The sequence below is a fragment of the Novosphingobium oxfordense genome, assembly GCF_044029435.1.
Lineage (GTDB): Bacteria > Pseudomonadota > Alphaproteobacteria > Sphingomonadales > Sphingomonadaceae > Novosphingobium.
The window spans coordinates 3785681-3808193 of sequence record NZ_CP147005.1 but is presented as its reverse complement, the minus strand read 5'-3'; the positions used below and the strand labels follow the sequence as shown (position 1 = coordinate 3808193).

The 22513-nt window shown below is 63.4% G+C and carries 41 protein-coding genes; 34 read left to right on the top strand and 7 right to left on the bottom strand.

Going from position 1 to position 22513, the window contains the following annotated elements:
- Positions 1-8: 8 nt before the first annotated feature.
- From WBP07_RS18165 to WBP07_RS18135, 7 genes are all read right to left on the bottom strand, one after another.
- Positions 9-773 (bottom strand): hypothetical protein, encoded by a 765-nt coding sequence (locus tag WBP07_RS18165; RefSeq protein WP_395393119.1) that lies wholly within the window; start codon positions 771-773, stop codon positions 9-11.
- A gap of 97 nt (positions 774-870) precedes the next feature.
- Entirely contained in the window at positions 871-1170 is a 300-nt protein-coding gene (locus tag WBP07_RS18160; protein WP_395393117.1) for a hypothetical protein, read from the bottom strand.
- Complete coding sequence (locus WBP07_RS18155) at positions 1167-1493, bottom strand: hypothetical protein (RefSeq protein WP_395393116.1); 327 nt, start codon at positions 1491-1493, stop codon at positions 1167-1169. The genes WBP07_RS18160 and WBP07_RS18155 overlap by 4 nt, the downstream gene beginning before the upstream one ends.
- Positions 1490-1903: a hypothetical protein gene (locus WBP07_RS18150; RefSeq protein ID WP_395393115.1), complete on the bottom strand. Its 414-nt coding sequence runs from the start codon at positions 1901-1903 to the stop codon at positions 1490-1492. Before WBP07_RS18150 ends, WBP07_RS18155 begins: the two co-directional genes overlap by 4 nt.
- Positions 1904-2060: 157 nt before the next feature.
- Positions 2061-2834, bottom strand: coding sequence for a hypothetical protein (locus WBP07_RS18145; RefSeq protein ID WP_395393114.1), 774 nt, complete (start codon positions 2832-2834; stop codon positions 2061-2063).
- The gene (locus WBP07_RS18140; RefSeq protein WP_395393113.1) at positions 2831-3349 is read right to left on the bottom strand and encodes a hypothetical protein; all 519 of its coding nucleotides are present in this window, start codon (positions 3347-3349) and stop codon (positions 2831-2833) included. Before WBP07_RS18140 ends, WBP07_RS18145 begins: the two co-directional genes overlap by 4 nt.
- Before the next feature lie 146 nt (positions 3350-3495).
- Positions 3496-3954, bottom strand: a complete 459-nt coding sequence (locus WBP07_RS18135) for a hypothetical protein (RefSeq protein ID WP_395393112.1) — start codon at positions 3952-3954, stop codon at positions 3496-3498.
- Positions 3955-4039: 85 nt separating this feature from the next.
- Between WBP07_RS18135 and WBP07_RS18130 the strand changes: the two genes are divergently transcribed.
- The 34 genes from WBP07_RS18130 to WBP07_RS17965 all read left to right on the top strand — a co-directional run bounded on the left by WBP07_RS18130 (position 4040) and on the right by WBP07_RS17965 (position 22510).
- Positions 4040-4252 carry a hypothetical protein gene (locus tag WBP07_RS18130; RefSeq protein ID WP_395393110.1) on the top strand — a complete coding sequence of 71 codons (213 nt, stop codon included), beginning with the start codon at positions 4040-4042 and terminating at the stop codon, positions 4250-4252.
- Complete coding sequence (locus WBP07_RS18125) at positions 4249-4548, top strand: LexA family protein (protein WP_395393109.1); 300 nt, start codon at positions 4249-4251, stop codon at positions 4546-4548. Before WBP07_RS18130 ends, WBP07_RS18125 begins: the two co-directional genes overlap by 4 nt.
- A gap of 3 nt (positions 4549-4551) precedes the next feature.
- Positions 4552-5025 carry a hypothetical protein gene (locus WBP07_RS18120; RefSeq protein WP_395393107.1) on the top strand — a complete coding sequence of 158 codons (474 nt, stop codon included), beginning with the start codon at positions 4552-4554 and terminating at the stop codon, positions 5023-5025.
- A gap of 58 nt (positions 5026-5083) precedes the next feature.
- On the top strand, positions 5084-5461 hold the full coding sequence (locus WBP07_RS18115) for a hypothetical protein (RefSeq protein WP_395393106.1): 378 nt from the start codon (positions 5084-5086) through the stop codon (positions 5459-5461).
- Positions 5462-5521: 60 nt separating this feature from the next.
- Entirely contained in the window at positions 5522-5785 is a 264-nt protein-coding gene (locus WBP07_RS18110; RefSeq protein ID WP_395393103.1) for a DUF2312 domain-containing protein, read from the top strand.
- Positions 5785-5991 carry a hypothetical protein gene (locus WBP07_RS18105; RefSeq protein WP_395393102.1) on the top strand — a complete coding sequence of 69 codons (207 nt, stop codon included), beginning with the start codon at positions 5785-5787 and terminating at the stop codon, positions 5989-5991. The genes WBP07_RS18110 and WBP07_RS18105 overlap by 1 nt, the downstream gene beginning before the upstream one ends.
- Positions 5988-6137 carry a hypothetical protein gene (locus WBP07_RS18100; RefSeq protein ID WP_395393101.1) on the top strand — a complete coding sequence of 50 codons (150 nt, stop codon included), beginning with the start codon at positions 5988-5990 and terminating at the stop codon, positions 6135-6137. Before WBP07_RS18105 ends, WBP07_RS18100 begins: the two co-directional genes overlap by 4 nt.
- A complete protein-coding gene (locus WBP07_RS18095; RefSeq protein ID WP_395393100.1) occupies positions 6134-6499 on the top strand; it encodes a hypothetical protein in 366 nt (121 codons plus the stop codon). The genes WBP07_RS18100 and WBP07_RS18095 overlap by 4 nt, the downstream gene beginning before the upstream one ends.
- Positions 6496-6693, top strand: coding sequence for a hypothetical protein (locus tag WBP07_RS18090; protein ID WP_395393098.1), 198 nt, complete (start codon positions 6496-6498; stop codon positions 6691-6693). Before WBP07_RS18095 ends, WBP07_RS18090 begins: the two co-directional genes overlap by 4 nt.
- Positions 6690-7004 (top strand): GIY-YIG nuclease family protein, encoded by a 315-nt coding sequence (locus tag WBP07_RS18085; protein ID WP_395393097.1) that lies wholly within the window; start codon positions 6690-6692, stop codon positions 7002-7004. Before WBP07_RS18090 ends, WBP07_RS18085 begins: the two co-directional genes overlap by 4 nt.
- A 516-nt stretch (positions 7005-7520) precedes the next feature.
- Positions 7521-8156 (top strand): hypothetical protein, encoded by a 636-nt coding sequence (locus WBP07_RS18080; protein WP_395393096.1) that lies wholly within the window; start codon positions 7521-7523, stop codon positions 8154-8156.
- Complete coding sequence (locus tag WBP07_RS18075) at positions 8153-8443, top strand: hypothetical protein (RefSeq protein WP_395393094.1); 291 nt, start codon at positions 8153-8155, stop codon at positions 8441-8443. Before WBP07_RS18080 ends, WBP07_RS18075 begins: the two co-directional genes overlap by 4 nt.
- A 1-nt stretch (position 8444) precedes the next feature.
- Complete coding sequence (locus WBP07_RS18070) at positions 8445-9014, top strand: hypothetical protein (RefSeq protein WP_395393093.1); 570 nt, start codon at positions 8445-8447, stop codon at positions 9012-9014.
- Positions 9001-9201 (top strand): hypothetical protein, encoded by a 201-nt coding sequence (locus tag WBP07_RS18065; RefSeq protein WP_395393091.1) that lies wholly within the window; start codon positions 9001-9003, stop codon positions 9199-9201. Before WBP07_RS18070 ends, WBP07_RS18065 begins: the two co-directional genes overlap by 14 nt.
- Positions 9198-9827 (top strand): putative metallopeptidase, encoded by a 630-nt coding sequence (locus WBP07_RS18060; RefSeq protein ID WP_395393090.1) that lies wholly within the window; start codon positions 9198-9200, stop codon positions 9825-9827. Before WBP07_RS18065 ends, WBP07_RS18060 begins: the two co-directional genes overlap by 4 nt.
- Positions 9824-10489: an LEM-3-like GIY-YIG domain-containing protein gene (locus WBP07_RS18055; protein ID WP_395393089.1), complete on the top strand. Its 666-nt coding sequence runs from the start codon at positions 9824-9826 to the stop codon at positions 10487-10489. The genes WBP07_RS18060 and WBP07_RS18055 overlap by 4 nt, the downstream gene beginning before the upstream one ends.
- The gene (locus WBP07_RS18050) at positions 10486-10959 is read left to right on the top strand and encodes a DUF2280 domain-containing protein (RefSeq protein ID WP_395393086.1); all 474 of its coding nucleotides are present in this window, start codon (positions 10486-10488) and stop codon (positions 10957-10959) included. The genes WBP07_RS18055 and WBP07_RS18050 overlap by 4 nt, the downstream gene beginning before the upstream one ends.
- Complete coding sequence (locus WBP07_RS18045) at positions 10956-11309, top strand: hypothetical protein (protein ID WP_395393085.1); 354 nt, start codon at positions 10956-10958, stop codon at positions 11307-11309. Before WBP07_RS18050 ends, WBP07_RS18045 begins: the two co-directional genes overlap by 4 nt.
- On the top strand, positions 11306-11869 hold the full coding sequence (locus WBP07_RS18040; RefSeq protein ID WP_395393083.1) for a hypothetical protein: 564 nt from the start codon (positions 11306-11308) through the stop codon (positions 11867-11869). The genes WBP07_RS18045 and WBP07_RS18040 overlap by 4 nt, the downstream gene beginning before the upstream one ends.
- A complete protein-coding gene (locus WBP07_RS18035; protein WP_395393082.1) occupies positions 11866-12153 on the top strand; it encodes a hypothetical protein in 288 nt (95 codons plus the stop codon). The genes WBP07_RS18040 and WBP07_RS18035 overlap by 4 nt, the downstream gene beginning before the upstream one ends.
- Positions 12150-13601 (top strand): phage terminase large subunit, encoded by a 1452-nt coding sequence (gene terL, locus WBP07_RS18030; protein WP_395393080.1) that lies wholly within the window; start codon positions 12150-12152, stop codon positions 13599-13601. Before WBP07_RS18035 ends, terL begins: the two co-directional genes overlap by 4 nt.
- Positions 13602-13656: 55 nt before the next feature.
- Positions 13657-13932: a hypothetical protein gene (locus tag WBP07_RS18025; protein WP_395393079.1), complete on the top strand. Its 276-nt coding sequence runs from the start codon at positions 13657-13659 to the stop codon at positions 13930-13932.
- A 55-nt stretch (positions 13933-13987) separates the two neighbouring features.
- Positions 13988-15934 carry an anti-CBASS protein Acb1 family protein gene (locus WBP07_RS18020; RefSeq protein ID WP_395393077.1) on the top strand — a complete coding sequence of 649 codons (1947 nt, stop codon included), beginning with the start codon at positions 13988-13990 and terminating at the stop codon, positions 15932-15934.
- A 1-nt stretch (position 15935) separates the two neighbouring features.
- A complete protein-coding gene (locus tag WBP07_RS18015) occupies positions 15936-16424 on the top strand; it encodes a hypothetical protein (protein ID WP_395393075.1) in 489 nt (162 codons plus the stop codon).
- Entirely contained in the window at positions 16421-16603 is a 183-nt protein-coding gene (locus WBP07_RS18010; RefSeq protein ID WP_395393073.1) for a hypothetical protein, read from the top strand. The genes WBP07_RS18015 and WBP07_RS18010 overlap by 4 nt, the downstream gene beginning before the upstream one ends.
- On the top strand, positions 16596-16781 hold the full coding sequence (locus WBP07_RS18005) for a hypothetical protein (protein ID WP_395393071.1): 186 nt from the start codon (positions 16596-16598) through the stop codon (positions 16779-16781). The genes WBP07_RS18010 and WBP07_RS18005 overlap by 8 nt, the downstream gene beginning before the upstream one ends.
- The gene (locus WBP07_RS18000) at positions 16781-17587 is read left to right on the top strand and encodes a phage minor head protein (protein WP_395393070.1); all 807 of its coding nucleotides are present in this window, start codon (positions 16781-16783) and stop codon (positions 17585-17587) included. Before WBP07_RS18005 ends, WBP07_RS18000 begins: the two co-directional genes overlap by 1 nt.
- 359 nt (positions 17588-17946) lie before the next feature.
- Positions 17947-19035, top strand: a complete 1089-nt coding sequence (locus tag WBP07_RS17995; RefSeq protein ID WP_395393068.1) for a DUF2213 domain-containing protein — start codon at positions 17947-17949, stop codon at positions 19033-19035.
- Between the two features lie 12 nt (positions 19036-19047).
- On the top strand, positions 19048-19497 hold the full coding sequence (locus tag WBP07_RS17990) for a hypothetical protein (RefSeq protein WP_395393065.1): 450 nt from the start codon (positions 19048-19050) through the stop codon (positions 19495-19497).
- 11 nt (positions 19498-19508) lie between these two features.
- Complete coding sequence (locus tag WBP07_RS17985) at positions 19509-20519, top strand: major capsid family protein (protein ID WP_395393063.1); 1011 nt, start codon at positions 19509-19511, stop codon at positions 20517-20519.
- A gap of 3 nt (positions 20520-20522) precedes the next feature.
- Positions 20523-20849, top strand: a complete 327-nt coding sequence (locus tag WBP07_RS17980) for a hypothetical protein (RefSeq protein WP_395393061.1) — start codon at positions 20523-20525, stop codon at positions 20847-20849.
- 467 nt (positions 20850-21316) lie between these two features.
- The gene (locus tag WBP07_RS17975; RefSeq protein WP_395393059.1) at positions 21317-21712 is read left to right on the top strand and encodes a DUF4054 domain-containing protein; all 396 of its coding nucleotides are present in this window, start codon (positions 21317-21319) and stop codon (positions 21710-21712) included.
- Positions 21712-22089 (top strand): hypothetical protein, encoded by a 378-nt coding sequence (locus WBP07_RS17970; protein ID WP_395393058.1) that lies wholly within the window; start codon positions 21712-21714, stop codon positions 22087-22089. Before WBP07_RS17975 ends, WBP07_RS17970 begins: the two co-directional genes overlap by 1 nt.
- The gene (locus tag WBP07_RS17965) at positions 22082-22510 is read left to right on the top strand and encodes an HK97-gp10 family putative phage morphogenesis protein (protein WP_395393056.1); all 429 of its coding nucleotides are present in this window, start codon (positions 22082-22084) and stop codon (positions 22508-22510) included. Before WBP07_RS17970 ends, WBP07_RS17965 begins: the two co-directional genes overlap by 8 nt.
- Positions 22511-22513 lie beyond the last annotated feature (3 nt).

The following is a 22513-nucleotide window of genomic DNA, read 5'->3' as shown; positions in this document are numbered from 1 at the left end:
AAGCCCTTTCAGTAGGGGATATCGTCGGCGGCGAGGTCGCCGGACTGGGCGCCGGTGCGGTTGCTCTGCTCGCGCGCCATCTTCGCCATCGTCTCTTCGAGCGTGGCCACGGCCTCGTCGTATTCCTTGGGCGACAGGTGCTTGAGGTCCTTCACGCCGAAGTGCTTGAGCATCTTGCCGGTGTCGGTGTTGGTCGCTTCGATCAGCTGGACCAGCTTTGCCCACGCATCGGCAGGCATCCCGTCGTCATCCTTGGCGGCACGGCGCGCAGGCTCCTTGGCGGCCTCAGGCTCGGCTTCTGCCTCGTCGACATGCAGGTCGCCCTTGTGCCAGAGGTCAAGCGCCGCGCCGAAGCGCATCGCCGCGTTGCGGAGCGCGTCGCCGATGGCCTCCTTGATGCCGTTGCCGCCGGGCTTGCCGTCAGCATCGCCATAGCCAAGACGCGTCACTCCCAGGACCGTCAGGCGAATCCAGAGCCCGCCATTGCGGTCGAGCGCGGGCAAGCCATCCTGTCCGAAGGCCACCGGCTCCCACGACCACGCGGGGTCGGTGTCGAGCAACCGATCGGTCAGCGCGGCGTGGCCGACGTAATCGAGGTGGATGATCTTGCTGGTGGCGTGAAATCCGCCGCAGACCTTGCAGGGAGCCTTCGCCAGCTTGTCCATTACCTCGCGCTTTGCGGTGGGCTTCGGAAGCTTGCTGATCTGGTGATCAGGAAAAGGTTCCCGCAGCTTCGCCAAAGGCGATGGCTCAATCTTGGAAACAGCGTTCATTGCTGGAATCCTTGTCCGAGGCCGCATCGAAGCCAGGGGCTAGTTGCCGCTTCCGGTAGGGGCTCCGGCGACGCAGCGGTTGGGATCAGAAAGGCGATCAGTTCCAGAGGCCGAGGCCGACGCCCGCGAGGATCACGGCGGCAATGCCGACCATTCCAAGCGACAGGCGGGCCAAAGCCACAGGGTAAGGCGGCTGCGCGTCAGCGAGGCCGGACAGATTGTGCGGGTCGTCGATCAGGTGGACCGGCTCGCGCGCTTCGGCGGCGATGCCGCGCAACTTCGCGATGACGCTGTTCAGATCGTTCTCGATCTGGCTCATGCGGGTGCGGGGCTTGGCGTCGAAGTATGCCGGGACGCGCTGACCGTAGTGCAGCCGGGTGGCGATGCGCTGGTTCATGCCGCACGCTCCCGAACAACGATGTCGAAACCGGCCTTGTCGAGCACGGCAACGATCTGGCGCGCCTTACTTTCGCTCGAAAAGTTGCTGTAGCCGAAGTAACCGGTGATCGCGTCAACCGCGCCGCTCTCCGGACCTTCCAAGGCCTCGTAGATTGCGCTGTCGATCTCGGCAGCCAGTTCCTTGAACGTGGCGGCGTGAACCATCCGGGTATCGCCCTCACCATCGTAATCGGGGTGAGTGGCTTCCCAGTCGAACCCGGCGTGCGGAATGGGCTTGGGGTCGAAGTAGACGTTCCAGTCGCGATAGGTGCCCGCGCTCATGCCGCTTCTCCGATCCCGTGGCGCGCCTGCGCGGCCTTGATCTGAGCCTCGCAGCGCATCATCTGCGTGGCGCGGTCGGGATGCTCGTTGCCGAACCGGCGCGGGTCGCCGAAGCGCTCCGACAGCACCGCATCAACGGTCGGGTTCTCGTCGTCGAAATCGAGGTAATCGTGGGCGCGGCCGGAGGCGTTCGCTTCGCGGAAGGTGCAGCCGAACAGCGCATCGACCACCTCGCGGCGCATGTCGTGCAGCTTCTCCACCGGGTCGCCGGTGTAGATCAGCTCGTCCTTGCCCATCACGATCAGCGGACGGCGAAGGGCCAGATCGTCAACGGTGACCGTGGCGAGGTATGCAGCGACAGCAGGCGTTTCGTGCCAAGCCGCGCTCGAAATCTTGGTGATGGCGTTCAAGGGAACCTCCATGCAGGCGTTCTTGCCTGATGGAGACGTTTTGACGTGTCTTTTTCTACACGTCAAGCGAGAAATGTATTTTTGTACATTTTATAGGCGGAAGGCACAAAAAACCCCGCCGGAGCGGGGTTCCGTACGATCGACAATCGAGCGCTGATTATGCCGCCTCAGCCACAACCTTACGCAGCACATCCTCACCAACTCCGGCCTCAATGACTTCGGCTTCCTGAGAGATGAGCGGGAGCCACTTACTCATCTTCGCGAAGCTTTCCACCACAGCTACTGGATGAGTTTCGGGGCCCAGGCGGCGAATGTCACTGAACTTGCTCTTTGCAAATACCACTGATGAATGGTGTGGCACCACGGCATCAAAAAGCACCCGGCGCTCGCCAAGCGTCACCTCAGCGGCAAAAGGCCAATCGAGGTTGGAGGCGCCAGCGATCTTCGTTTCGCCTTTCACGTGGTCCGCACCGAACATATCGCGCAGCCGCTGGTAAAGAACGGCGCCGATTTCATGTGCCTCCATCTCAGGGAGCGAGTTGTGTGCCTTTGTCGCTGCGTCATGCGACGCGGCAGCAACGCGCCGAATGGCGGTTGTGAGCTGTCGTTCGGTAGCGAACATTCTGATCTCGTGGCCCACCGTGTATTCGACGCCATAGCGCTCAGGGGCCTTACCTGCATGTGCACCGAAAGATCGCTGGGCATCAATTGCCTCGGCCTCACGGTAGCCCATCGCAAAATCACTGACCCAATAGCCGCCAGCTTCGGGTGTGATTTTCACGCCGACCACGGCCCCTGAAGGGTAGATCATAGGCACAGTGACTAGATAAGACGCGCCCCAAGTAGAAGCGCGCACCAGGCTGCCAACTGCCTTACGCACTGCTTCATCGCGGATGTCGTCGCGCGTCAGTGGATCGAAAGCGAGCGTCATGAGAACAAGTCCTTGGGCCACGGCCGAGGCAACGAAGACCCTGCGCCCGAGATTCTAAACAGCTTACCTACCCCGTCAAGGAGTTCCTCAACTGATTGATAGTCTGGGATAATTTCCTCTGCGATGGGTAAATTTCTCAATGGCTTGCCCGCGCTCGATGACCAATTGAGCGGGAAAGAATGGTGATGCGATCCCTCGATATCTCCAAGCAGTTCTGCCGGAGTTCTGGGATGGTCATTCCCGTGCGGGGTCTTGGGCCTCCAGTCTATACGAGCCAACTGCACAGCGTCGCGCCGGCTATCGGTAGGCAGGTAGATCAAGCTGAAGCTCACGTCTGCTTCGCGGGGATCTAGGTGTGTCCGGCCAACCAATTCAAGCCCCTGCAGAACCCGCCCCTCCAGCATCAGCGACGCGACAAGCGTCATGCGGAGATCAACCCCCTTGGGCTTTGACCAATATGGATCGCCAGCGATTGCCTTCTCGCTTTCCACGAGACGCTGATACTGACTCATCATCTAGCGCGGACCCATCGAAGGAAATTTCCTAGACTTGTTGGATTTCATCGATCATCTCCGAATGAGAACAGATCGTGAACAAGGAGGCGATTCGATGGCACTGGTTCTTGCTGAGCCTCAGTGCGAGGTTGGATGCAGCACGTGCCTCATGAGGTGCGCGATCCTTCCTGCCCGTCTTCATTGGTGGGAGCGGGAGGTAGAGCGCCTTTGTCGAGATCGGTCCCTTCGACCTGACTGCCTGGAGCTACGCCAACAGTTAAATGCAGCCTTAGCTGCTCACGAAGCGCTGACGCGACGGTATTCCGAATCTCCTCGATCCGCATACCAGCTTGGATTTCCTCTGCTGCAATCTCAGCCATCCCGCGAAGCACGTCGTCAGTAAGGGCGTTGTCATTGCCGAAAAGCAGCCAGCGCTCCGACGTTTTCAGTGGCCCCGCCAGCTTGTTTAACGTCTCGACGGTCAGCGATTGGCTCATGCCGTCTAGGAAGTTGCGCACAGTCGTTTGACCAATGCCGTGGTCCTTGAGCCACTTGCCCGTCAACGAAAGGTCGAGATCGCTGAACCTTGCGCGCAGGCGTGCGCGAATGTCTTCATGGTCTATCACGTGTACATTTTGACACAGCACGATATCTGCGCGCGAATGTCTAATTCTACTTGACCGATCGTGTATAAAAAGACATTCATGCTGCATGGATGACACTCAGAAGCTGATCGCGCGCGTCGACGCGCTGGCGCATCGCACCGGGGCAAGCACCTCCACTCTCTCGCGCAAGCTGTTCGGCAACGGCAAGCGCCTCGATGAGATCAGGGCTGGCGGCTCGCTCACGATGACTACGTATCACCGCGCCGTCTCCACTCTGCGTGACCTGGAAAACGCTCCCGCTCGTGGCCGCGCCGCATGATTGGCCTCACCACACAGCAGAGCCGCCTGCTCTCCTACCTTGCGGGCTATCTCGCGAGCACGGGCGGAGTAGCCCCCAGCTTCGATGAGATGTGCGCCGCCACCGGTATCGCATCCAAGAGCGGCATCCACCGCCTGCTCTCCTCGCTGGAAGAGCGCGGCCATGTTCGCCGCATCCCGCAGCGAGCGCGCGCGATCGAGATCGTAGACGTTTCCGCCCTCCGTGATCTGCCTACCGAAGCTCTGATTTCTGAGTTGACGCGCCGGGGCTTCCACATCGCAAGCGGGAAGGCCTGAGCCATGGCTGAAGATTGGCAGATTGGTGACCTCGCGCTCTGCGTGGATGACACGAACCTTCGCAAGGGGTTGATCCGCAAGGGCGGCGTCTATCGCGTGAACGACCTTTGCCACGGCGAGCACGTCCGGTTCGGGCCTCAGATCGCCCTCTATTTCGATGGTGTAGACGACATCATGGGTCACGCGGCCATCCGCTTCCGCAAGATCAAGCCGCTGACCGAAGAAGAGCGTCGCTCCTTCGTGGCAGAACTCGACTGCCCCGTGCTCCAGCCCAATCAGGAAGTCGCGCAGACTGTCCGCGCTGACGGACGGCCACAAGCTCTCCCCACCTCCCCCATCTCGTGCCGGGCGCATGGCGCGATGGGGGACGTGTCCCTGCCCGCCCCACTGAGCGCTCCGTGCCTCGCCGGGGCGGGCCTTTCCTCCAATCCTGTCGATGCCTGTCGTCATGACAGCGCTTCTATCTCGCAAGGGTGATAAGATCATGCCGCACTGCATTGGAACAAAAGAAGATGTTGCAAGTCGCGTCGCGGACATGTTCCGCCTCGCCGAGCGCGACTATGGCCTCGACCTCAAGCGCCTCGAACTGCTGACGCGCCTCGATTATTCGAGCCTCAAGAATTACCGCAACGGCACTGCGATCCCGCTGCACGCATTCGTGCAGCTCGCGCCGCACATGCCCGACGAACTGCTCTCGCTCTGCGTGGGCGGCGTTGGGAAGCACATCGGCACCGATGAGCCCGACGACGGCGGCGCGCACGATCTGGCTCGCGATTCCAGCGAGTACAACGTCGAGTACATCCGCGCGACTGATCCACGGGGCGACGGTGGCGCCTCGATCACCCCGCGCGAGCGCGCCCGCCTGACCGACATTCACCGCCGCATGCGCGTCCGCAAGATCGCTTCGCGCTGAGCACCCAACTCATTCCCTCCCCACGGAGCCCCTGACATGTACGCATCTGACGACACCCAAATGTCGATCCCCGGCACTGAGCGGAAAGAGAACCGCGCGGCCGACGATCGTTTGCGCCTCCTGATTGAGCGCGTGGAGCGCCTGGCCGAAGAGGGCAAAGGCATCGCGGACGATATCAAGGACGTTTACAACGAAGCCAAGGCCGTCGGGTATGACGTGAAGATCATGCGCCAGATCGTGCGCCTCCGGAAGATGAAGCCGGACGATCGCCGCGAAATGGACATGCTCATCGACACCTACAAAGTCGCGCTGGGCATCGACTGATGCTGGGGCTCTTTCGTCGGCGCGCCGCGCCCACCCCTCTTCCGGAACCTGTGGAGCGTCCCGGCGCTGCCGCTCTGCGAGAGCGTCGGGCGAAGACCCGCGCCGCCGACGATCGCGCCCTCATTCGAGCCACCGCCGACCAGATGCGTGCCGAGATGCGCGCACGCGGCATGGACAAGCCCGCAATCGACTGGAGCGCGCTGTGAAGGATTCTCGCGCCTACTACCAGCGCTACCACCTGCCTCAGCAGCTGGCCGCCGCGCGCGCCAAGGTGGATTACCTTGAGCGTAAGGCGCGCCGCCTCGGAATGGTTGAGTTGGTCCAACCGCCCAAGACGGACCCGCACGCATGAGCCGGGTGATTTCCCTCCCCTGGCCGGACAAGCGCCTGTCGCCGAATGCGCGCGTGCACTGGTCTCGGACCTCGCGTGTCAAACGCAATGCTCGGCAAGAGGCTGCGCTCCTCGCGCGCGCCGCCCTTGGCCCGACCGTGAAGGCGCTTGGTGCAGAGTTGGCCGAGGCCGGCTCGATCCCGGTCAAGGTCACGTTCTATCCCCCCGATCGCCGGTTCCGTGACGATGACAACATGATCGCCAGCTTCAAGGCTGCGCGCGATGGCATCGCGGACGCCCTCGGCATCGATGATCGCAAGTTCCGGCCTCACTACCATTTTGCCGAGCCCGAGAAGCCCGGCCGGATCGAGGTGCTTCTGTGAGCGTCCCCGCCCCCTTCGAGGTTGTGCCGGTCGACGGCGGCTTCTCGTGGCGCCTGATCGGCAGCTGCGGCCGCCCCTTGGTCTATCCTCAGGAAACCTACCCCAGCGACTTCGCTGCTGCTGACGCGGCCAAGGCTGCCCGCGCTTACCTGCACGCGCGCGCCCGGCTGATTGATGGAGGCCAACACCTGTGAGCGAAGGCAACATCTACCTTCTCGGAACCGGCGAGCCCCTGGCGGTGAAGATCGGCTTCACCAAACAGGATCCGCGTGCGCGCCTGAAGCAGCTGCAAACCGGCAACCCCGCCCGGCTCAAACTGCTGGGATGGTATCCGGGAACGCTGAAGGACGAGCGAGAACTGCACAAGCGCCTCGCCGCATACAACATCGGCGGTGAGTGGTTCCGCCTAGACGACGCCGCATCTGACCTCTGGCGGCCGATCGTCACCGTCATCCAGATCAACAATGCCCTGTGCGGCTACGACCCCGAGGCGGCCCACCCGTGAACCTTGAGACGATGCGCCTCTTGGTCGCGAAGGGCCTTTCTGCCGAGGACATCCTTGAGATTGCCGAGACTATGGCGTGCGCCCCGGAAAAGCGTTCGTCCGGTGCCGAGCGTCAGGCTCGCTATCGCGCCCGTAAAGCGCAGGCGAATGACGCGTGTGACGTAACAAGTGACGTAACGCGTGACGGTGACGGTGACGCAACGGGAGTGACGGACCCCTCCCTTCCCCGCCTCCCCAATGAAAATAATTCTAACCCCTCCACCCCTACCCACCCGGAAACTCACACCCCGCGTACGCGTAAGGCGACCCGGCTTCCTGCTGACTGGATGCCCGGCGACCTCGACGACCGAACTGCCGGGGAAATCGCGACTTGGCCCGAGGGCGCAGTCGACCGGGAACTCTCGAAATTCCGCGATTGGGCCATGGCCGCCCCCGGCTCGAAGGGGGTGAAGTCCGACTGGGACGCCACCTGGCGCAACTGGCTCCGCAAAGCACACGAAGAAGGACGGTATCGCAATGGAAGCATTCGGAACAACGCTGGATCGCCTTCTCCCCGGCATGGCGGGAAGCCACGGGACGGCGCAATCGCTGAGCTTGATCGCCAACTCGGCCTCGATGGCTTTGGAGAGCCGCTTGGACGATGGGATGCTGGCCGCAGTGCAGGCGCTGGCGACCGCGCCCTTGCCGGCCCCCGAACCCTGTGACCGCGACCATTTCAACCAGTGCCTGCGCGTGATGCTGGCCGTCCTGCCCAAGCGGAACTCGGACGAGGTGAGCGGCAAGCTGCTGATCTCTGCATACCAGAAGAAGCTGGGCGGATTCCCGAAGGACCAGATCAGCTATCTGGCCGATCAGGCGACCACGACCTGCGAGTGGTTCCCCTCGATCGCGGAATGCATCTCGATCATGGGCAAGTGGGAGCGCGAGGACGACGCCGTTCGCATTCGCCGCGAGGCCATTGGCGCCGTGCGCCGAGAAATGCACGCCCGCTTCGACGAGGCCATGGCGCGCCTCTCGCGCGGCGGGTGCGACCAAGCCGAGATCGACACCCTGCCCACCAACTGGAAGGAGATCGCCGAGACGCGCGGATACCTCTGGCGGAACGGCGACGGCACCTATTCGCCGCGCGAAGACCGGAGGGCGGTGGCATGATCCGGGTCACCTTTCACGCGATCACCCGCGCCATGGAGCGTATTCCCGGTTGCCTCACCGAGGACCAAGCCCGCGCGCTGCTGTCCACGAGGGCAATCGCCGCGGCGGCGAAGTTTGGCGCCAAGTATGTGCGCTTGGGCACCGGCCAGCGTGTCGTGATCGAGGAAGGCAGCGTCATCACGGTTCTGCCCGCTGACACCCAGGTCTGGAAGATGGGCCAGACCGGCGACCGCATCCGCCAGCACGCAAGGGGCTGGGCTCGATTTGAACAGCAGGGGGCACACTGACATGAACGCCGTCACCATCATCACCGCCAGCACCCCGGCGACCACACAGGACGAGTGGATCGCGCGCGGCCGAACCCTCGCCGACCAGCGCCGCGACGTAGACTGGCAGTTGGCCGACTGGATGGTCGAAGGCCGGGACGCCGGATACCTCAGCCAGTCGGGTTTCGACTTCCTGAGCGAAAACCTCGGCCTCGCCCCGAAGCGCCTGAAGGACGCGCTCAAAGCCGCGACAACCTTCCCGCCGGCGCTGCGCGATCGTACCCTGTCGGTAGACCACTACGCCGCGGTCGCCTCGCTGCCGCAAGACGAGGCCCTCCCCCTGCTCAAGCGCGCCAGCACAGACCACCTGCCCGTGAACGCCCTGCGCGAGCACGTGACCCAACGCCGGTACGAGACAGGCCAGAACTTCGCGGACGAGGACACGGACAGCACGCTCTGCACCCTGATCGTCCGTGCCTGGAACCGCGCCACCCCTGAGGCCCGTGAAGGCGCATTCGAGCACTTCAAGCTCGCCGCCACTCAGGGGTTCGCAATCGTAGATGAAGATGAGGCCTCCGATGTCGAAGAGTAAGCTCCTGCCCACCTCCGCACCGAAGCCCATCCCCCCCGAGTTCATGGAGAAGTTCAAGAAGCACGGATGGCGCCGGGTCGAGCAGATCTGGGGCAAGTCGACGGTGCTTGCCTGGCGCAAGGCGCTGGGGGCGAAGCGCATGGCGGCCGAACGACGGCGGTACCTGAAGGAGGAGGCTACGCGATGAATCGCCCGTACCCACCCCACGACCTCGCCACGCTGTCCGATCTCGAAATGCTGGACCGGTTCGTCCCCGCGCCGGACCTGCTGGAATGGATACGCGACACGTTCTTGGAAGAGGCGAGCCCGCTGTACAACCATGAGCACGCCCACCTGCGTGATGCCGCCCTCGGCGTGCTCTGGACCGACTGCGACAACAGCAAGCAGATGCGCGCCGTCATTGGCCAGGCCGAGCTGATGCCCCCCATGGCGATGGGCAAGTGGCAGCGCGCCCGTGCAATCCAACAGATCGAAGAGTGGTTCGATGGAATGCCCGACTTCCTGCTGACGTTCAGCGCGCCGGCTGCTGCCGGGATGGACGATCCCTCGTTCTGCGCCCTGGTAGAGCACGAGCTTTATCACTGCGCCCAGAAGCTCGACAAATACGGGATGCCCGCCTTCAACAAGGATACGGGCAAGCCGATCTTCGTGATGCGCGGGCACGACGTGGAAGAGTTCGTGGGTGTCGTTGCCCGGTATGGGGCCGATGCCGCTGGCGTCTCCGCGATGGTCGATGCTGCGAAGGCTGGCCCGACTATCGGGCGTGCATCGATCGCCGGTGTCTGTGGCACATGCCTGAGGGCGGTAGCATGACGGAGGTTGTGGAAGTTTTCGCAGCCGCGCTGGCTCAGGGCCGAACCCTATCGGACGCCCTTGATGCGGCGGGTCTGCCGTATGTCGGTTTCGGAGTGCCTCGGGGCTATTACGTCTATGCGCTGGCCGATCCTCGCACCGGTCTCCCGTTCTACATCGGGAAAGGCAAAGGGAAGAGAGCTCTCGCCCATATGCGCAACGCTCTCGCAAGCAAGGAGCCGAACCTAGCTAAGGCTGAACGCCTTCGGGCCATCGCTGCCGCCGAGCTCCCGCTCATCGTGGCCATAGTGATGGAGGGCCTTAGCGAAGGCGAGGCCTATTCGATCGAGCGTCGGATTATCCAAGCAGCCAAGCACCGGCTGACGAACATCGGCCCGGGGCAATTGGGGGACGTGGAGCGGTATCAGGCGTCAGTTCAATGGTCGCTTGCTGTATTCGAGAATGCAGACCCAGCGGTGCCGCTGGATATGTTCGACACCATGTCGACGGAAGAGCGCGCCGCCCTGTTCTCCGACCTCGCGTCGAGCGCACGGCCGCTTTTGAGCGCTCCGGACGAGTTAGTTGAGGCGAGTGCCAAAGCGGCCCGAGCCGATGAGCGTGAAGCCGTCGAGCAAATGCGGATCATCATGGCGCAGGTTGATGAGGGGTTGACATTCGAATGACCGGGAAAGCTCTCCCCAACGAGGTGAAAATCTACATCGCTCAGGCAGTTGCGTGCTTCGACAGTCCGGCGACTGTGGTGAAGGCGGTCAACCAAGAATTCGGCATCACCATATCGCGCCAGCAGGTCGAGAAATACGACCCGACCAAACGAGCCGGGCAAGGTCTGTCGAAGAAGTTGCGCGCCATTTTCGAAGCGACCCGGAAGGGCTTCATCGAAAACACCGCCGAGATCGGATGGTCGCACCGAGCGACCCGGCTGCGCGTCATCCAGCGCGTAGGCGAAAAGGCAGAGGCGATGGGCAACTTGGTCCTCGTGCTGACAGCCGCGAAGCAAGCGGCTGAGGAAGAAGGCAACGCCTACACCAACCGCCGCGAACTGACGGGCAAGGACGGCAAGGACCTGCCCGCTGCTGCGCCGGCCGTCGCGATCTTCGCTCTCCCCGATAATGGAAGGGACACCCCAGCATGACGGATATCGAAATCAACGGGCAAATCCCGGAAGGCGCGAGCCCGCCCCGCATTGCCCTGATCGGGGGAGGAACGCGTCTTGCCCTCGCCCATCTTGCCATCGCCGCCGGCGCCGGACCGCTCACAACCATCGTCATCAACCGCGACGATGATCGGGAGCGCATGCTTCGGGGCGTCTTCGACGAGTACGAGCCGCTCGCCTTCGAGCTGTTCGCGGGAAAGCACCCGCGCGGGCGGCCGACCGACTTCCGCGTCATCCAGCTTCTGCCCGATCCCGATAAGTCTCACTTCGAAAGCCCGCGCCCGCTCACCAAGCGCCAGCGCCGTCGCCTCAAAGGCAAGTGCGCATGACCGAAGACACCGTTGCCGCCCTGGTCGACGCGATGACGCTCGATCCGTTCATGGACGACGTGATCCTGATGGGCACCACCCAGCAGGACATGCGCATGGAGCACTATGCGAGGGTTGCCGTCGCCGCCCTGCAATCCCGCCCCGCCGAACCTGCGCGCGACGATGAAGGCCCCTGCACGGATTGCGACGATACCGGGATCACGATCCAGACCGAGCGTCGCTGCTCATGCGATGCTGCCGAACCTGCGGGCGAGGAGCCGGTGGCATGGATGGATGAGGATGCTGACGGACGACTTGTGTTCTATCCGCATTGCGCGTTCACAGAGTTTCCCCCGAAGGCCGTCCCCCTCTACGCTCGCCCCGCCACCCCGAGCAATCCCGAAAGGTTGGTGGAGGCAGCGGCGAGGGCCATAGCGGGCATCGTTGCGGAAAAGGGCACATTTGGGGACCGCAAAGAACAGAGGGTCGCCGAATGGGTGCGCTTGCACTGGGCAGATTATCGCGACCATGCCACCGCCGCCATTTCCGCCGCTCCTGCGCAGAATGGGAGAGAGGGATGAAGCCGATGGAACTCTTCGACCTCTGCATGGACGCGATCGATCGCTTCAACCGGGGTGAGGTATTCGCTGACCGCCCGTTCGTGATGCTCACCATACCGCGTGCGAGCAAATCCGTGGGCAAGACGATCCGCCTGTTCGGGAAGACTGGCCCGATTGGCGACGTAGCCACGGCACACCGGCGAGAAGACGGCGGCCTCGATGTCGTCGCATACTTTCCGGCCGTGCCGATTGTTCAGACGCTAAGTCGGATGGTCGGCACGAAGGTGAACGTCCGCCGCGCATGAGCCCCGCCACCGGATTCACCAGCGAAATTACGTGTGAGCGGCCGGTCGGCATCGGCCACAACGGCAGCCCCCAGATCACTGCCGAGACGATCAAGCCGCAGCCCGGCCCGCAGACCGCGTTCCTGTCCTCGCCTGCCGACATCGCCATTTACGGCGGCGGCGCGGGCGGCGGCAAGACCTGGGGCCTGCTCATGGAGCCGCTGCGCCATGTCAGCAACCCCGGCTTTGGTGCGGTGTTCTTCCGGCGGTCGACGGTTCAGATCCGCAATGAGGGCGGCCTGTGGGACGAAAGCGCCGTCCTCTACCCCCAGGTCGGCGGCGACCCGAAGGAGCACACGCTATCGTGGTCGTTCCCCACCGGCGCCAGCGTCAGCTTCGCTCACCTCGAACACGACAAGACCCGGTTCAACTGGCAGGGCTCGCAGATCCCGCTGATCTGCTTCGACGAGCTGACGCACTTCTCCGCGGTCCAGTTCTGGTACATGGTCAGCCGCAACCGCTCGATGTGTGGCGTCCGGCCCTACATTCGCGCGACCTGCAACCCTGACGCTGATAGCTGGGTTGCCGACCTCATTGCATGGTGGATTGACCAGGACACCGGCCTTCCCATCCCCGAGCGCGCGGGCAAGCTGCGGTGGTTCGTCCGTGTGGGCGAAGACTTGAAGTGGGCAGACAGCCCCGAAGACCTCGCCTGCTACACCATGATCAACGACGCGGGCGAACATGTGCCCATCCCCGCGAAGTCGCTGACCTTCATCCCAGCCAAGCTGACCGACAACAAGGCGCTGATGGCAGCCGATCCTGGGTACATGGCATCGCTTCTGGCGCTGCCGCTGGTCGAGCGCGAGCGCCTGCTGGGCGGCAACTGGAAGATCCGGCCCGCCGCGGGGCTGTATTTCCAGCGCGCCTGGTGCCGTGTGGTTGACGCGATCCCGGCCGGGACCGTGTTTGCGCGCGGCTATGACCTTGCCGCGACGCCGCGCACGGCGGAGAACCCCGACCCGGACGCCACGGCTTCGACCAAGATCGGCCGCACGCCCGACGGCAGGTTCATCGTAGTCGACAGCGCCGCCGACTGCCTCAGCCCGAACGGTGTCGAAAACCTGATCGTCAACACCGCCTCGCAGGACGGCAAGGCATGCCTGATCTACCTCCCTCAGGACCCCGGCCAAGCCGGCAAGGCCCAGGTGCAGAGCCTCAAGCTCAAGCTAGCGGGATACAACGTGCGATCGTCACCGGAATCGGGCGACAAGGTGACGCGCTTCGGGCCGTTCTCGGCACAGGCGGAGGCGGGCAACGTGGACGTGCTGCGCGGCCCTTGGAACGAAGCGTGGTTCTCGGCCAACGAGAACTTCCCCAGCGCCAAGCACGATGACACGCCGGACAGCACCTCTCGGGCTTTCGGGGCCATCGCGCTTGGATCGCGTTACAATATCAGGAATGCATAAATCGCCAATGTCACAAACATCTGATATACGTCGGTATTATCAGAAGGAGACTACTATGGCACTTGAGCCCACTGGGGACGAAATTAACACTCTGGTCGGAGCGAACAGGCTCGGAACAGACGCGGCAGGCAATCGCGTCGTTGTCGCCGCCACCAGCGAATCTATCGATGACTTTGGGTGGCGCACGATTTGGCAGGCAGCGGAATCCAAGTACGATCTCGGCGATTTCGAGGACAACGGCACCACCCGCGTCGTCAACGTGACCACCGCAGATTGCAAGGCAGAAGAGGCTGAAGCGGACGGCGACTTCGAGAGCGAAGACGAGGATTAATCTAAACGGGCGAGCGCGGTAACGGCACCGCGCCGCCCTCCATACCTTCTCCGGTATGTCCGGTGGCCGTATCCGATCCATTCGTTTCAAGGACGGGTACACCGTCGATAGCCTGACCAACGCGGTGTCGGGCTTTGGCACTCATGCCGACCCGCGCAGCTATAATCGCTATCTGCCGCGCAACCTCGATCAGTTCCACATCGCTGCCGCCTACGATGGCTCGGGCATGATGGCGAAAGTCATCGACATTCCCGCGCTCGACATGGTGCGGGAGTGGCGGAACTGGCAGGCCGACGCGAAGCAGATCAAAGCGCTTGAGGCAGAGGAACGCCGCCTTGGTCTGCGCGAGAAGGTCCGCATGGCCGAGACCTATCGCGGCCTCGGCGGCGGCGCCCTCGTCATCATCACCGCCGGCGAGCACTCGTCGGAATTGAAGCCCGAGCAGATCGCCAAGGGCGGTATCGTCGCGATCCACGTCGTGACCCGGTGGCAGATTACGGGCGTCGACTACATCGACGAAATCGCGGATCCCAATTACGGCAAGCCCAAATATTGGCGCATGGGGAACAGCCAGGCGAACATCCACCCTTCCCGCGTGATCTGCTTCCGGGGTGACCCGCTGCCGCCGATCATTCCGGTCTCGGTAGATGAGCGCTTCTGGGGCCGCTCCCGCGTTCAGCGCGTGCTCGATGCGGTCCAGAACGTCGACACCGCACAGGGCTCTTTCGCATCGCTGATCACCAAGGTGCGGAACGTCATCATCGGCATTCCGGGCCTGATGGACCTCGTTTCGGATGCGGACGGCGAGGCCGCGCTACAGCGCCGCCTGTCCGCGATGATCCTCGGCGAGAGCATGTACAACGCCATGCTTCGAGATGCGGGCGATGGTACGCCGGGCGCGGGCGAGACGATCGACCACCGCCAGGTGAACTGGTCGGGCATCCCTGAAGTGATGATGGCCTTCGCCACGTTCCTGTCGGCGGTCTCGGACATTCCGGCTACGCGCCTCATGGGCAAGTCGCCCGACGGCCAGAACGCCACCGGTGACAGCGACACCGCGAACTGGAACCGCATGGTGAAGGCCAAGCAGGAGCTTGAGCTGCAGCCGTGCATGGACCAGCTCGACCCGCTGCTGATGGCTTCTGCGGGGGTGAGCACGACCGAGGATGCCGAAGTCTGGGCCGACTGGGCGCCGCTCGACACGCCCACTGAGAAGGACGACGCCGACACCTTCAACGTCACAATGGACGCGGTGACGAAGCTGCAGGCTACCGGCACGATCCCGGACGAAGCCTTTGCCAAGGGCGTACAGAACCTCATGACCGAGCGGGGCTGGATTCCCGGCCTTGAGGGAGCCCTTGCCGATATCCCCGAAACGGAAAGATATGGCCTCAACCCCAGCGATGACGGCACCGATCCGTCTGCGCTGCAGCCGAGCGAAGGAGGTGATCAGACGTCTGCCGGCGGCGGGAACCCCACTCCCGCCCGCCGTGCCACGAACGATGCCGCCGCAGGGTTCTTCGTCGATGCTGCGCCGCGCCCGCTCTACGTCCAGCGCAAGCTGCTGAACGCTTCCGCGCTGATCGCCTGGGCCAAGGACAACGGCTTCAAGTCCACGCTGGCCGCCGACGACCTCCATGTGACGGTGCTGTACTCGAAGACCGCCGTCGATCCGATGCGCATGGGCGAGAGCTGGTCGGGCGACGACAACGGTAACATCCGCGTCAAGCCAGGCGGCCCGCGCGCGATCGAGCGCTTCGGAGAGAACGCCGTGGTGCTGCTGTTCGCCTCGTGGGAGTTGGAGAGCCGTCACCGCTCCATGGTCGATGCGGGCGGCAGCCACGACTTCGACGAATACCACCCACACGTCACGATCTCGTTCGACGTTCCGGCTGACTTCGATCTTGCCGAGCTCAAGCCCTACGCGGGCGCGCTGGAGTTCGGACCGGAACTGTTTGAGCCGCTTAACCTCGACTGGAAGCGGTCGATCACGGAGACCTGATATGGCATGGATTGTTCAGCCGCTTGAGAAGTGCGGCAGTGACGGCCTCGGCATTGGTATTTTCCACCTCACAGCCAAGAGCGATGAAGGTGGCCCTTTGTACGTGGGCTGCGATCACGATCACGCATCCGCCGATGACGCCCAAGCCTGCCAGGAAGCACGGCGCAAGATTGGTGGGATTACGGGTTTCCCCGATGGGTACGACGAGAAGCGCCGCGTGGACAGCGCCTCTGACGACCGCACCGCCAACAACGCCGTCCGCCACAGCTATCGCGTCCTGAGCGATGCGGAGAAGGCGCAAATGGTCGCCATCAAGGACAAGGGCGCCGAGTTCTTGAACCTGATCGACAGCCTGCGCACGCCGCCGGAGCCCGCCGGTGAGGCTAATGGAGAGCCCTTCGCCATCTGCACGTTCGACCGCGAGCTGACCATCGCTGCCGAGAAGGTCGAGGAAGCCGTCATGTGGGCGGTGAAGCACATCACGGCATGACCATGGCTGAGAACCACATCACGATCCACCTTCGCGCCCGCACTCGTATGGTCATGCCTGTAGCTTGGGCGCTGTATCCGCTGGTCTACCTGCGCATCATGAGCGCCGAACGTGCCGTAGCCATTGCTATGCGCTTTGCCCGCGTTGAAGCATCGATGGAAGGATGGGGTGGTGACTGACCACCAGACCGTCCACCTCGCGACCGGCGGCTTCATCGCCAATCCTGAGCGCCCGTACATTGTCGGCGAGCAGCCGCAGTGCTGCCTCGGGATGTTCTACCCGACCCCGGTGAGCAGAACCGCTGTCGGCAGGCGGTGGTCAGGAAAGGCGGTAAACATCGTCATTCCGAGCCGCTGATGCCCCGCTATGATCTCGCAGCCATGGCCCGCCGCGCCAACCCCGGCATGCGGCGCCGGAGCATCGTCCTGCGCGACATTGCGCCCCCGGCCGTACTGGCGACCAACCTCTACCGGGCTGTGTACAACCCTGTGGTTGAAGCGTGGGCAGCCAGTGTAGAACGCATTGTCGATGCCTACGCCCGCACCCTCTCCGAGCTGACCACCGACGCCCCCGCCGACGTGAAGGCAGAGATCGATGGCGCGGCCGAGCAGATCAACCGGCTGATCCTGCTGCTGACCCCGCAGATCCGGGAATGGGCCCTGTCCGTCGAGAAGTGGCAGCGTGGTAAGTGGCGCGGCGCAGTCCTGTCGGCCACCGGCGTTGACCTAGAAACGATGCTGGGCCCGGCCGACGCGCGCGCCAGCCTGGAAACCACCATCGAGTGGAACACCAGCTTGATTAAGGACGTGTCGGACGTGACGCGCCAGAAGATCGGTAACGCGGTGTTCGACGGGCTCCGCAACCGCACGCCTGCGCGCGATGTGGCCAAGACGATCAGCGATTCCGTGGGCATGAGCCGGAAGCGGTCAACCCGGATCGCCTCCGACCAACTCAACAAGCTGACCAGCAGCCTGGCAGAAGAGCGCCGGCGTGAGGCGGGCATCGAGACATGGATCTGGCGGCACAGCCGAAAGGCTCATCCCCGCGCGAACCACGTGGCCCGCGACGGGAACGAGTACACCGATGCGACGGCACCGCAGGATATGCCGGGGCAACTGCCCCACTGCGGGTGCCGGTCGCAAGCGGTTGTCAAGCTAGATTGAAATCATTTGCCATGTACCAACGACACTTTCCGCCTTGGTACTCATAAAAGTACTTTCCGCTGCGGTAAAATTCACAACGACCGCCGGAATATGCATAGAGGTACTTGTTCTCGCTCCCGGAAAGGTAGTGGGAACACTTTCCGTCCATCGTGTAGAGGTACTTCCCTTGAAAGTATCCATAACACGCTCCGCCGCTGTACTCATAAAGATAGGTTGCCATGGTCTCCCTCGTCTTTCCTTGCTCGATATAAGCGCGTGCAACGACGGTAAACCAGCCCACTGCCCAACAATAATGTTCGGGCATGCAATTTCGGGACACCCTCACCCTTGATGCCCCGCGCCGGATTGAAGGCGGTGCCATGGCTGTTCGCGCCCGCGCGGCCCGCACTGGCGTTTATCAGTACGGTGGCTCCGAGGTAGATCCCGACAACAAGCACGGCCTGCGCGATACCGCGCTTGTGAACGTGCTTCGCGACGACAGCACCGTTTTCGACGAGCGCTCGGTTCGCAGCTTCATCGGCAAGCCCGTCACGGACGATCATCCTGCCGCCGCAGTCACGACCGAGAACTGGCGCGACCACGCGCGCGGCACGATCATGGGCGCGATGCGGGACGGCGACTACCTCGCCTTCGACCTGCTGCTGACCGATGCCAGCGCAATCGCCAAGGTGGACGGCGGCAAGCGCGAGCTTTCGAACGGCTACAGCAGCGACCTCGAATTCGGCGACTTCACGGCCGCTGACGGCACCAAGTGCCAGGCTCGTCAGACCTCCATCACCGGCAACCATGTCGCCCTCGTTGATCGAGGCCGCGCGGGTTCCGAGTGCGCCATCAAGGACGGTTTTGCCGTCTGCGACGCCCTCCCCTCCAACATTCTCGATTCACTCACCCAGGAGAGCCCTGTGCCGAAGATCGTACTTATCGACGGGCTTTCCGTCGACGTGTCGAACGCGGATACCGCCGCGACGACCATCGCCACCCTTGTCGCCGCGCGCGACGCCGCCAGCACCAAGGCCGCCGGCCTCGAAACCCAGGTTGCTACCCTCACCGCCGAGGGCCAGACCAAGGACGCCAAGATCGTCACCCTTGAGCAGCAGGTGAAGGACGCCAAGCCGACCCCGGCTCAGCTGCGCGACGCTGGCAAGGCGCTGATCATCACCGCCGACAAGGCCAAGGCCCTCGGCGTGACCGTCACCGACGAGATGGACGAAGCCGCCATCATGTCGGCCACCGTCACCAAGCAGATGGGCGACGCAGCCAAGGAATGGACCGCCGACCAGATCGCCGCCTCGTTCGCGGTTCTGACGAAGGACGCGAAGGTCGAGGACAACGGCGTGAAGCCGCTCGGCTCGCCGAAGGTCCTGACCGACAGCGCGACCGCAATCGCTTCGTCCCGGGCCGCATGGCTCGCCAACAAGCAGACCGCCCATCGCGGTCAGGCCGCCTAAGGAGCGACGCCCATGTCCGTACTTCAGAGCACCTTCAACGAGGACATTCCTTACGGCTATCCTGGTATGGAAGCCGATGGCGAGTTGTCCAACGCCATCTCGCGCATCCTTGAGGGCGCGACGGCAGCCGCTTTTGGTCGCCCGGTCTACGCCGGCGTTGCGGATCGCGGCGCCTCGCTGACGGTTTCGGCCGCGCTCATTGGCTTCACCATCGCGAAGAAGGGCAACGTCGTAACGCCCAACCGCGCGGCCGACACCTATGCGCCCGGTGACGTTTTCCCGGTCAAGGAGCGCGGCAAGATCTGGGTGGCATCCACCACGGCGGCCGCGAAGCGTGACCCGGTCTATGTGACCGCCGCCGGCGCCATCACCAACGTCGCCACGGGCAACACGGCCGCAACTGGCTGGGTGTTCGACGACACCATCACCGCCGCGGGCAACGTCCGCATCGTGCGTCGCTAACGGGGGACCCCATGACCAAGCCCATCTTCTTCGACAGCGTCGCCACTGCGGTCGCTCATCTCGCCGCCGAGGACGCCTCGGTCGCTGCTTTCGTCGATGCCATCCGTGGCGTCGACCTGAACGACGCCCAGCAGGTCAACGCCTTCCTCATGCCGCAGCTGCTCCGCGTCGAGCAGGGCGTGTACATGATCAAGTACCCGCTGGCCGACTACGCCGAGTTCATGCCCATCGACACCCAGGGCACGATCTGGACGGCCGGCTCGCTGTACTACTCGGGCGATATCGCCGGTAAGCCGGAATGGTTCGACGTGGCGGCCGACGATATGCCGTACGCCGATTCGAGCCGCACCCAGTTCCTGCAGGAAAACTGGATCGCCGCGATCGGCTACAAGTGGAACCGCGCCGATCTGGAGCGTGGCCAGCAGCTGGGCATCAACATCCTTGCCGACAAGGCGGATGCTGCCAGCAAGTCGGCCGAGCGCTTCATCCACAAGACCGCCATGCGTGGCGACGGGCTGAAGTTCACCACGGGCTTCATCAACAACCCGCTGGCGACCACCACGACCGCCGCTGGCGCGATCACTGCAGCCTCGGACCCGGACGCCGACGTTGCTGTCATCAACGACGCGATCACGTCGGTCGAGGTGAACACCGGCGAAACCTTCCAGGCCGACACGCTGGCGGTCCCGACTTCGACGTTCAACCTGCTCGCCTCGAAGCGCATGACGGACACCGGCATGTCGGTGCTGAACTACATGCGCCAGAATTCGGTGATCGGCGCGCTGAACATCAAGAAGTCGCGGCACCTCGAAACGGCCGGCAGCGGCGGCACGAAGCGCCTGATCGCCTACGCGAACACCAACGATGTCCACCGCTTCCACCTGCCCGGCGGCGGCCACCAGCTGTTCAACAGCCAGCCCTACCAGAAGGGTCCTTTCTCCTGGGAGGTCCCGGGCCTGATGAGCATCGGCGGCTACGAGAACCGCATCCCGAAGGCCATCACCTTCGTCGACGGAGTCTGACGCATGAAGAAGCTGACCAATTACGCGCTGGGTGCCCGCGGCATCCGCACCAGGGATGGCGTCGTCTACCTCGACCCGGGTGAAACCCGCGAGTTTGACCCCAAGACGCTCGTGGGCGAACTGCCGGACCTCGGCAAGAAGGCAGATGCCGCGACCACCGACACCTCGGAGGTCGACGACCTCACTGCATGGGTGGCAGACCTGACCAAGCAGGTCGAGGCGCTGACCGACGAAAACGCCGCCCTCACTGCCGAGCGCGACGGCCTGGCCACCGACAAGGCAGACCTGACCAAGCAGGTCGAGGCGCTGAAGAAGCCCGCCGGCAAGTAATAGGCGGAGCGACGAAATAGTGAGGGCCGCTGCTCGAAAGAATGGCGGCCCTCAACTTATGCCCGACGGTATGCGCGAAACGGCGCGCAAATTCGCCAACGTATTCACACCCTTATAGAACTGACAATCTTTCTCGGAAGTAGTCGTACCGCCTTGATCGCGATGATGTTTTGCGCGAACATGCGCCCGCGACCCGAGGGACGATCTACGAGTCCCTATTTACCTGACCCGGACTGGCGCTGCTGGTCCGGGTCATTTTTTGGTTACTGCGATCGACGACTTTCTTCGATGAAATCGATTGCTTCCTGTCGGAAAAGTAATTTTACGTTGCGCGATGCACTCGATATGGAGCGGTCAACTCCCTCGGGTCGCACCAAGGGGGCGCCGGTGAGAACTAGGTTCCGCCGGCGCCAGTTCACAAAGATGAAAGCGGTAAGGTGCGGTGTCGCGTGCACGCAATGTGCAGCATGCCCTACACTCGCCTCCCGTTCGACCAGTTCAAGGCAATGTTCCCTGCGTTCTCTACGCTGACGGAAGATCCCTATGCCGCTTGGGCGACCAAGGCGGAGGCGCGTGTCGGCGAGAACTACGGCGATGAGCAGCAGGACGCGACCGAGCTGCTGACGGCGCACCTGCTCGCCCTCAACGGCGTGGGGCTGTCGGCCGGCACTGGCACGCTTGCCGCGACCGGCGCCACCAGCTTCAAGAGCGGCACCTTCAGCGCCACCCTATCCGACAGCGTCGTCTCCCAGCGCGCTAAGGGCGGCTATCAGGCAACCCCGTACGGCCAGCAGTTCGCCGAGATCCAGCGCCGGCTGTTCAGCGGCCCGCGCCTGGTCGGCTTCACTGGCACGCCCTGCTGATGGACCTCGCCGCCGCCTTCGCCGAGATCGGCCTTGGGTTCTCGTCCATGTTCGGCGGGCCATATCATGCCGCGCAGACGATCGAACAGGTCGACCCGGTCTATGATGATGGCGGCTCCATCATCGAGCCCGGCGGGGTCCGGTACCGAGAGTGCCAAGCGCAGATCGACACAGCCACCCAGCGCATGCGTGAATCCGAAGGGTACGTTGACACAGACGTTGCCTTTATCATCCTGGCGGAGACGCTGAGTGGTGGTCTGGACACCGAAGCGCGCATCGAAATCCTTGAGGGGCCGCACGCCGGCATCTGGTCGGTCGAGCTGATCGAACGGGACACGGTCGCCGCGGGATGGGTCGGGCGAGGCCGCCGTGCCTAAGTCTCGTCTCATTGGCGCTAAAGCGCATGCGGCCCGCCTCAAAAAGCTCACCGGCGAAACTATGGTGCGCGAGGTTGGTAGGGCACTGTTCGCAGCCGGCGAGCTTATCCAGGCGGAAGCGCAGGTGTCGATTACTGCTGGCTCTGTATCTGGGAAGAATCACACCCCCTCGGCCCCCGGGTCCCCCCCAAATAATGATTCGAGCGTGCTCCGTAACAACATCGAGACGAATCAAGTTGCGCCGCTTGTTGTCGAGGTGTCGAGCAACGCACCCTACGCCGCAGCGCAAGAGTTCGGCAATTCCCGCCTGCCTGCCCGCCCCTACATGGCCCCGGCGCGTGACGCGAAGAAAAAGGAAGTCACCCAACTCGTCCGCAAGGCTGTCGATCGCGCCGTGAAGCGCTCGAAATCATCGGAGTAACCC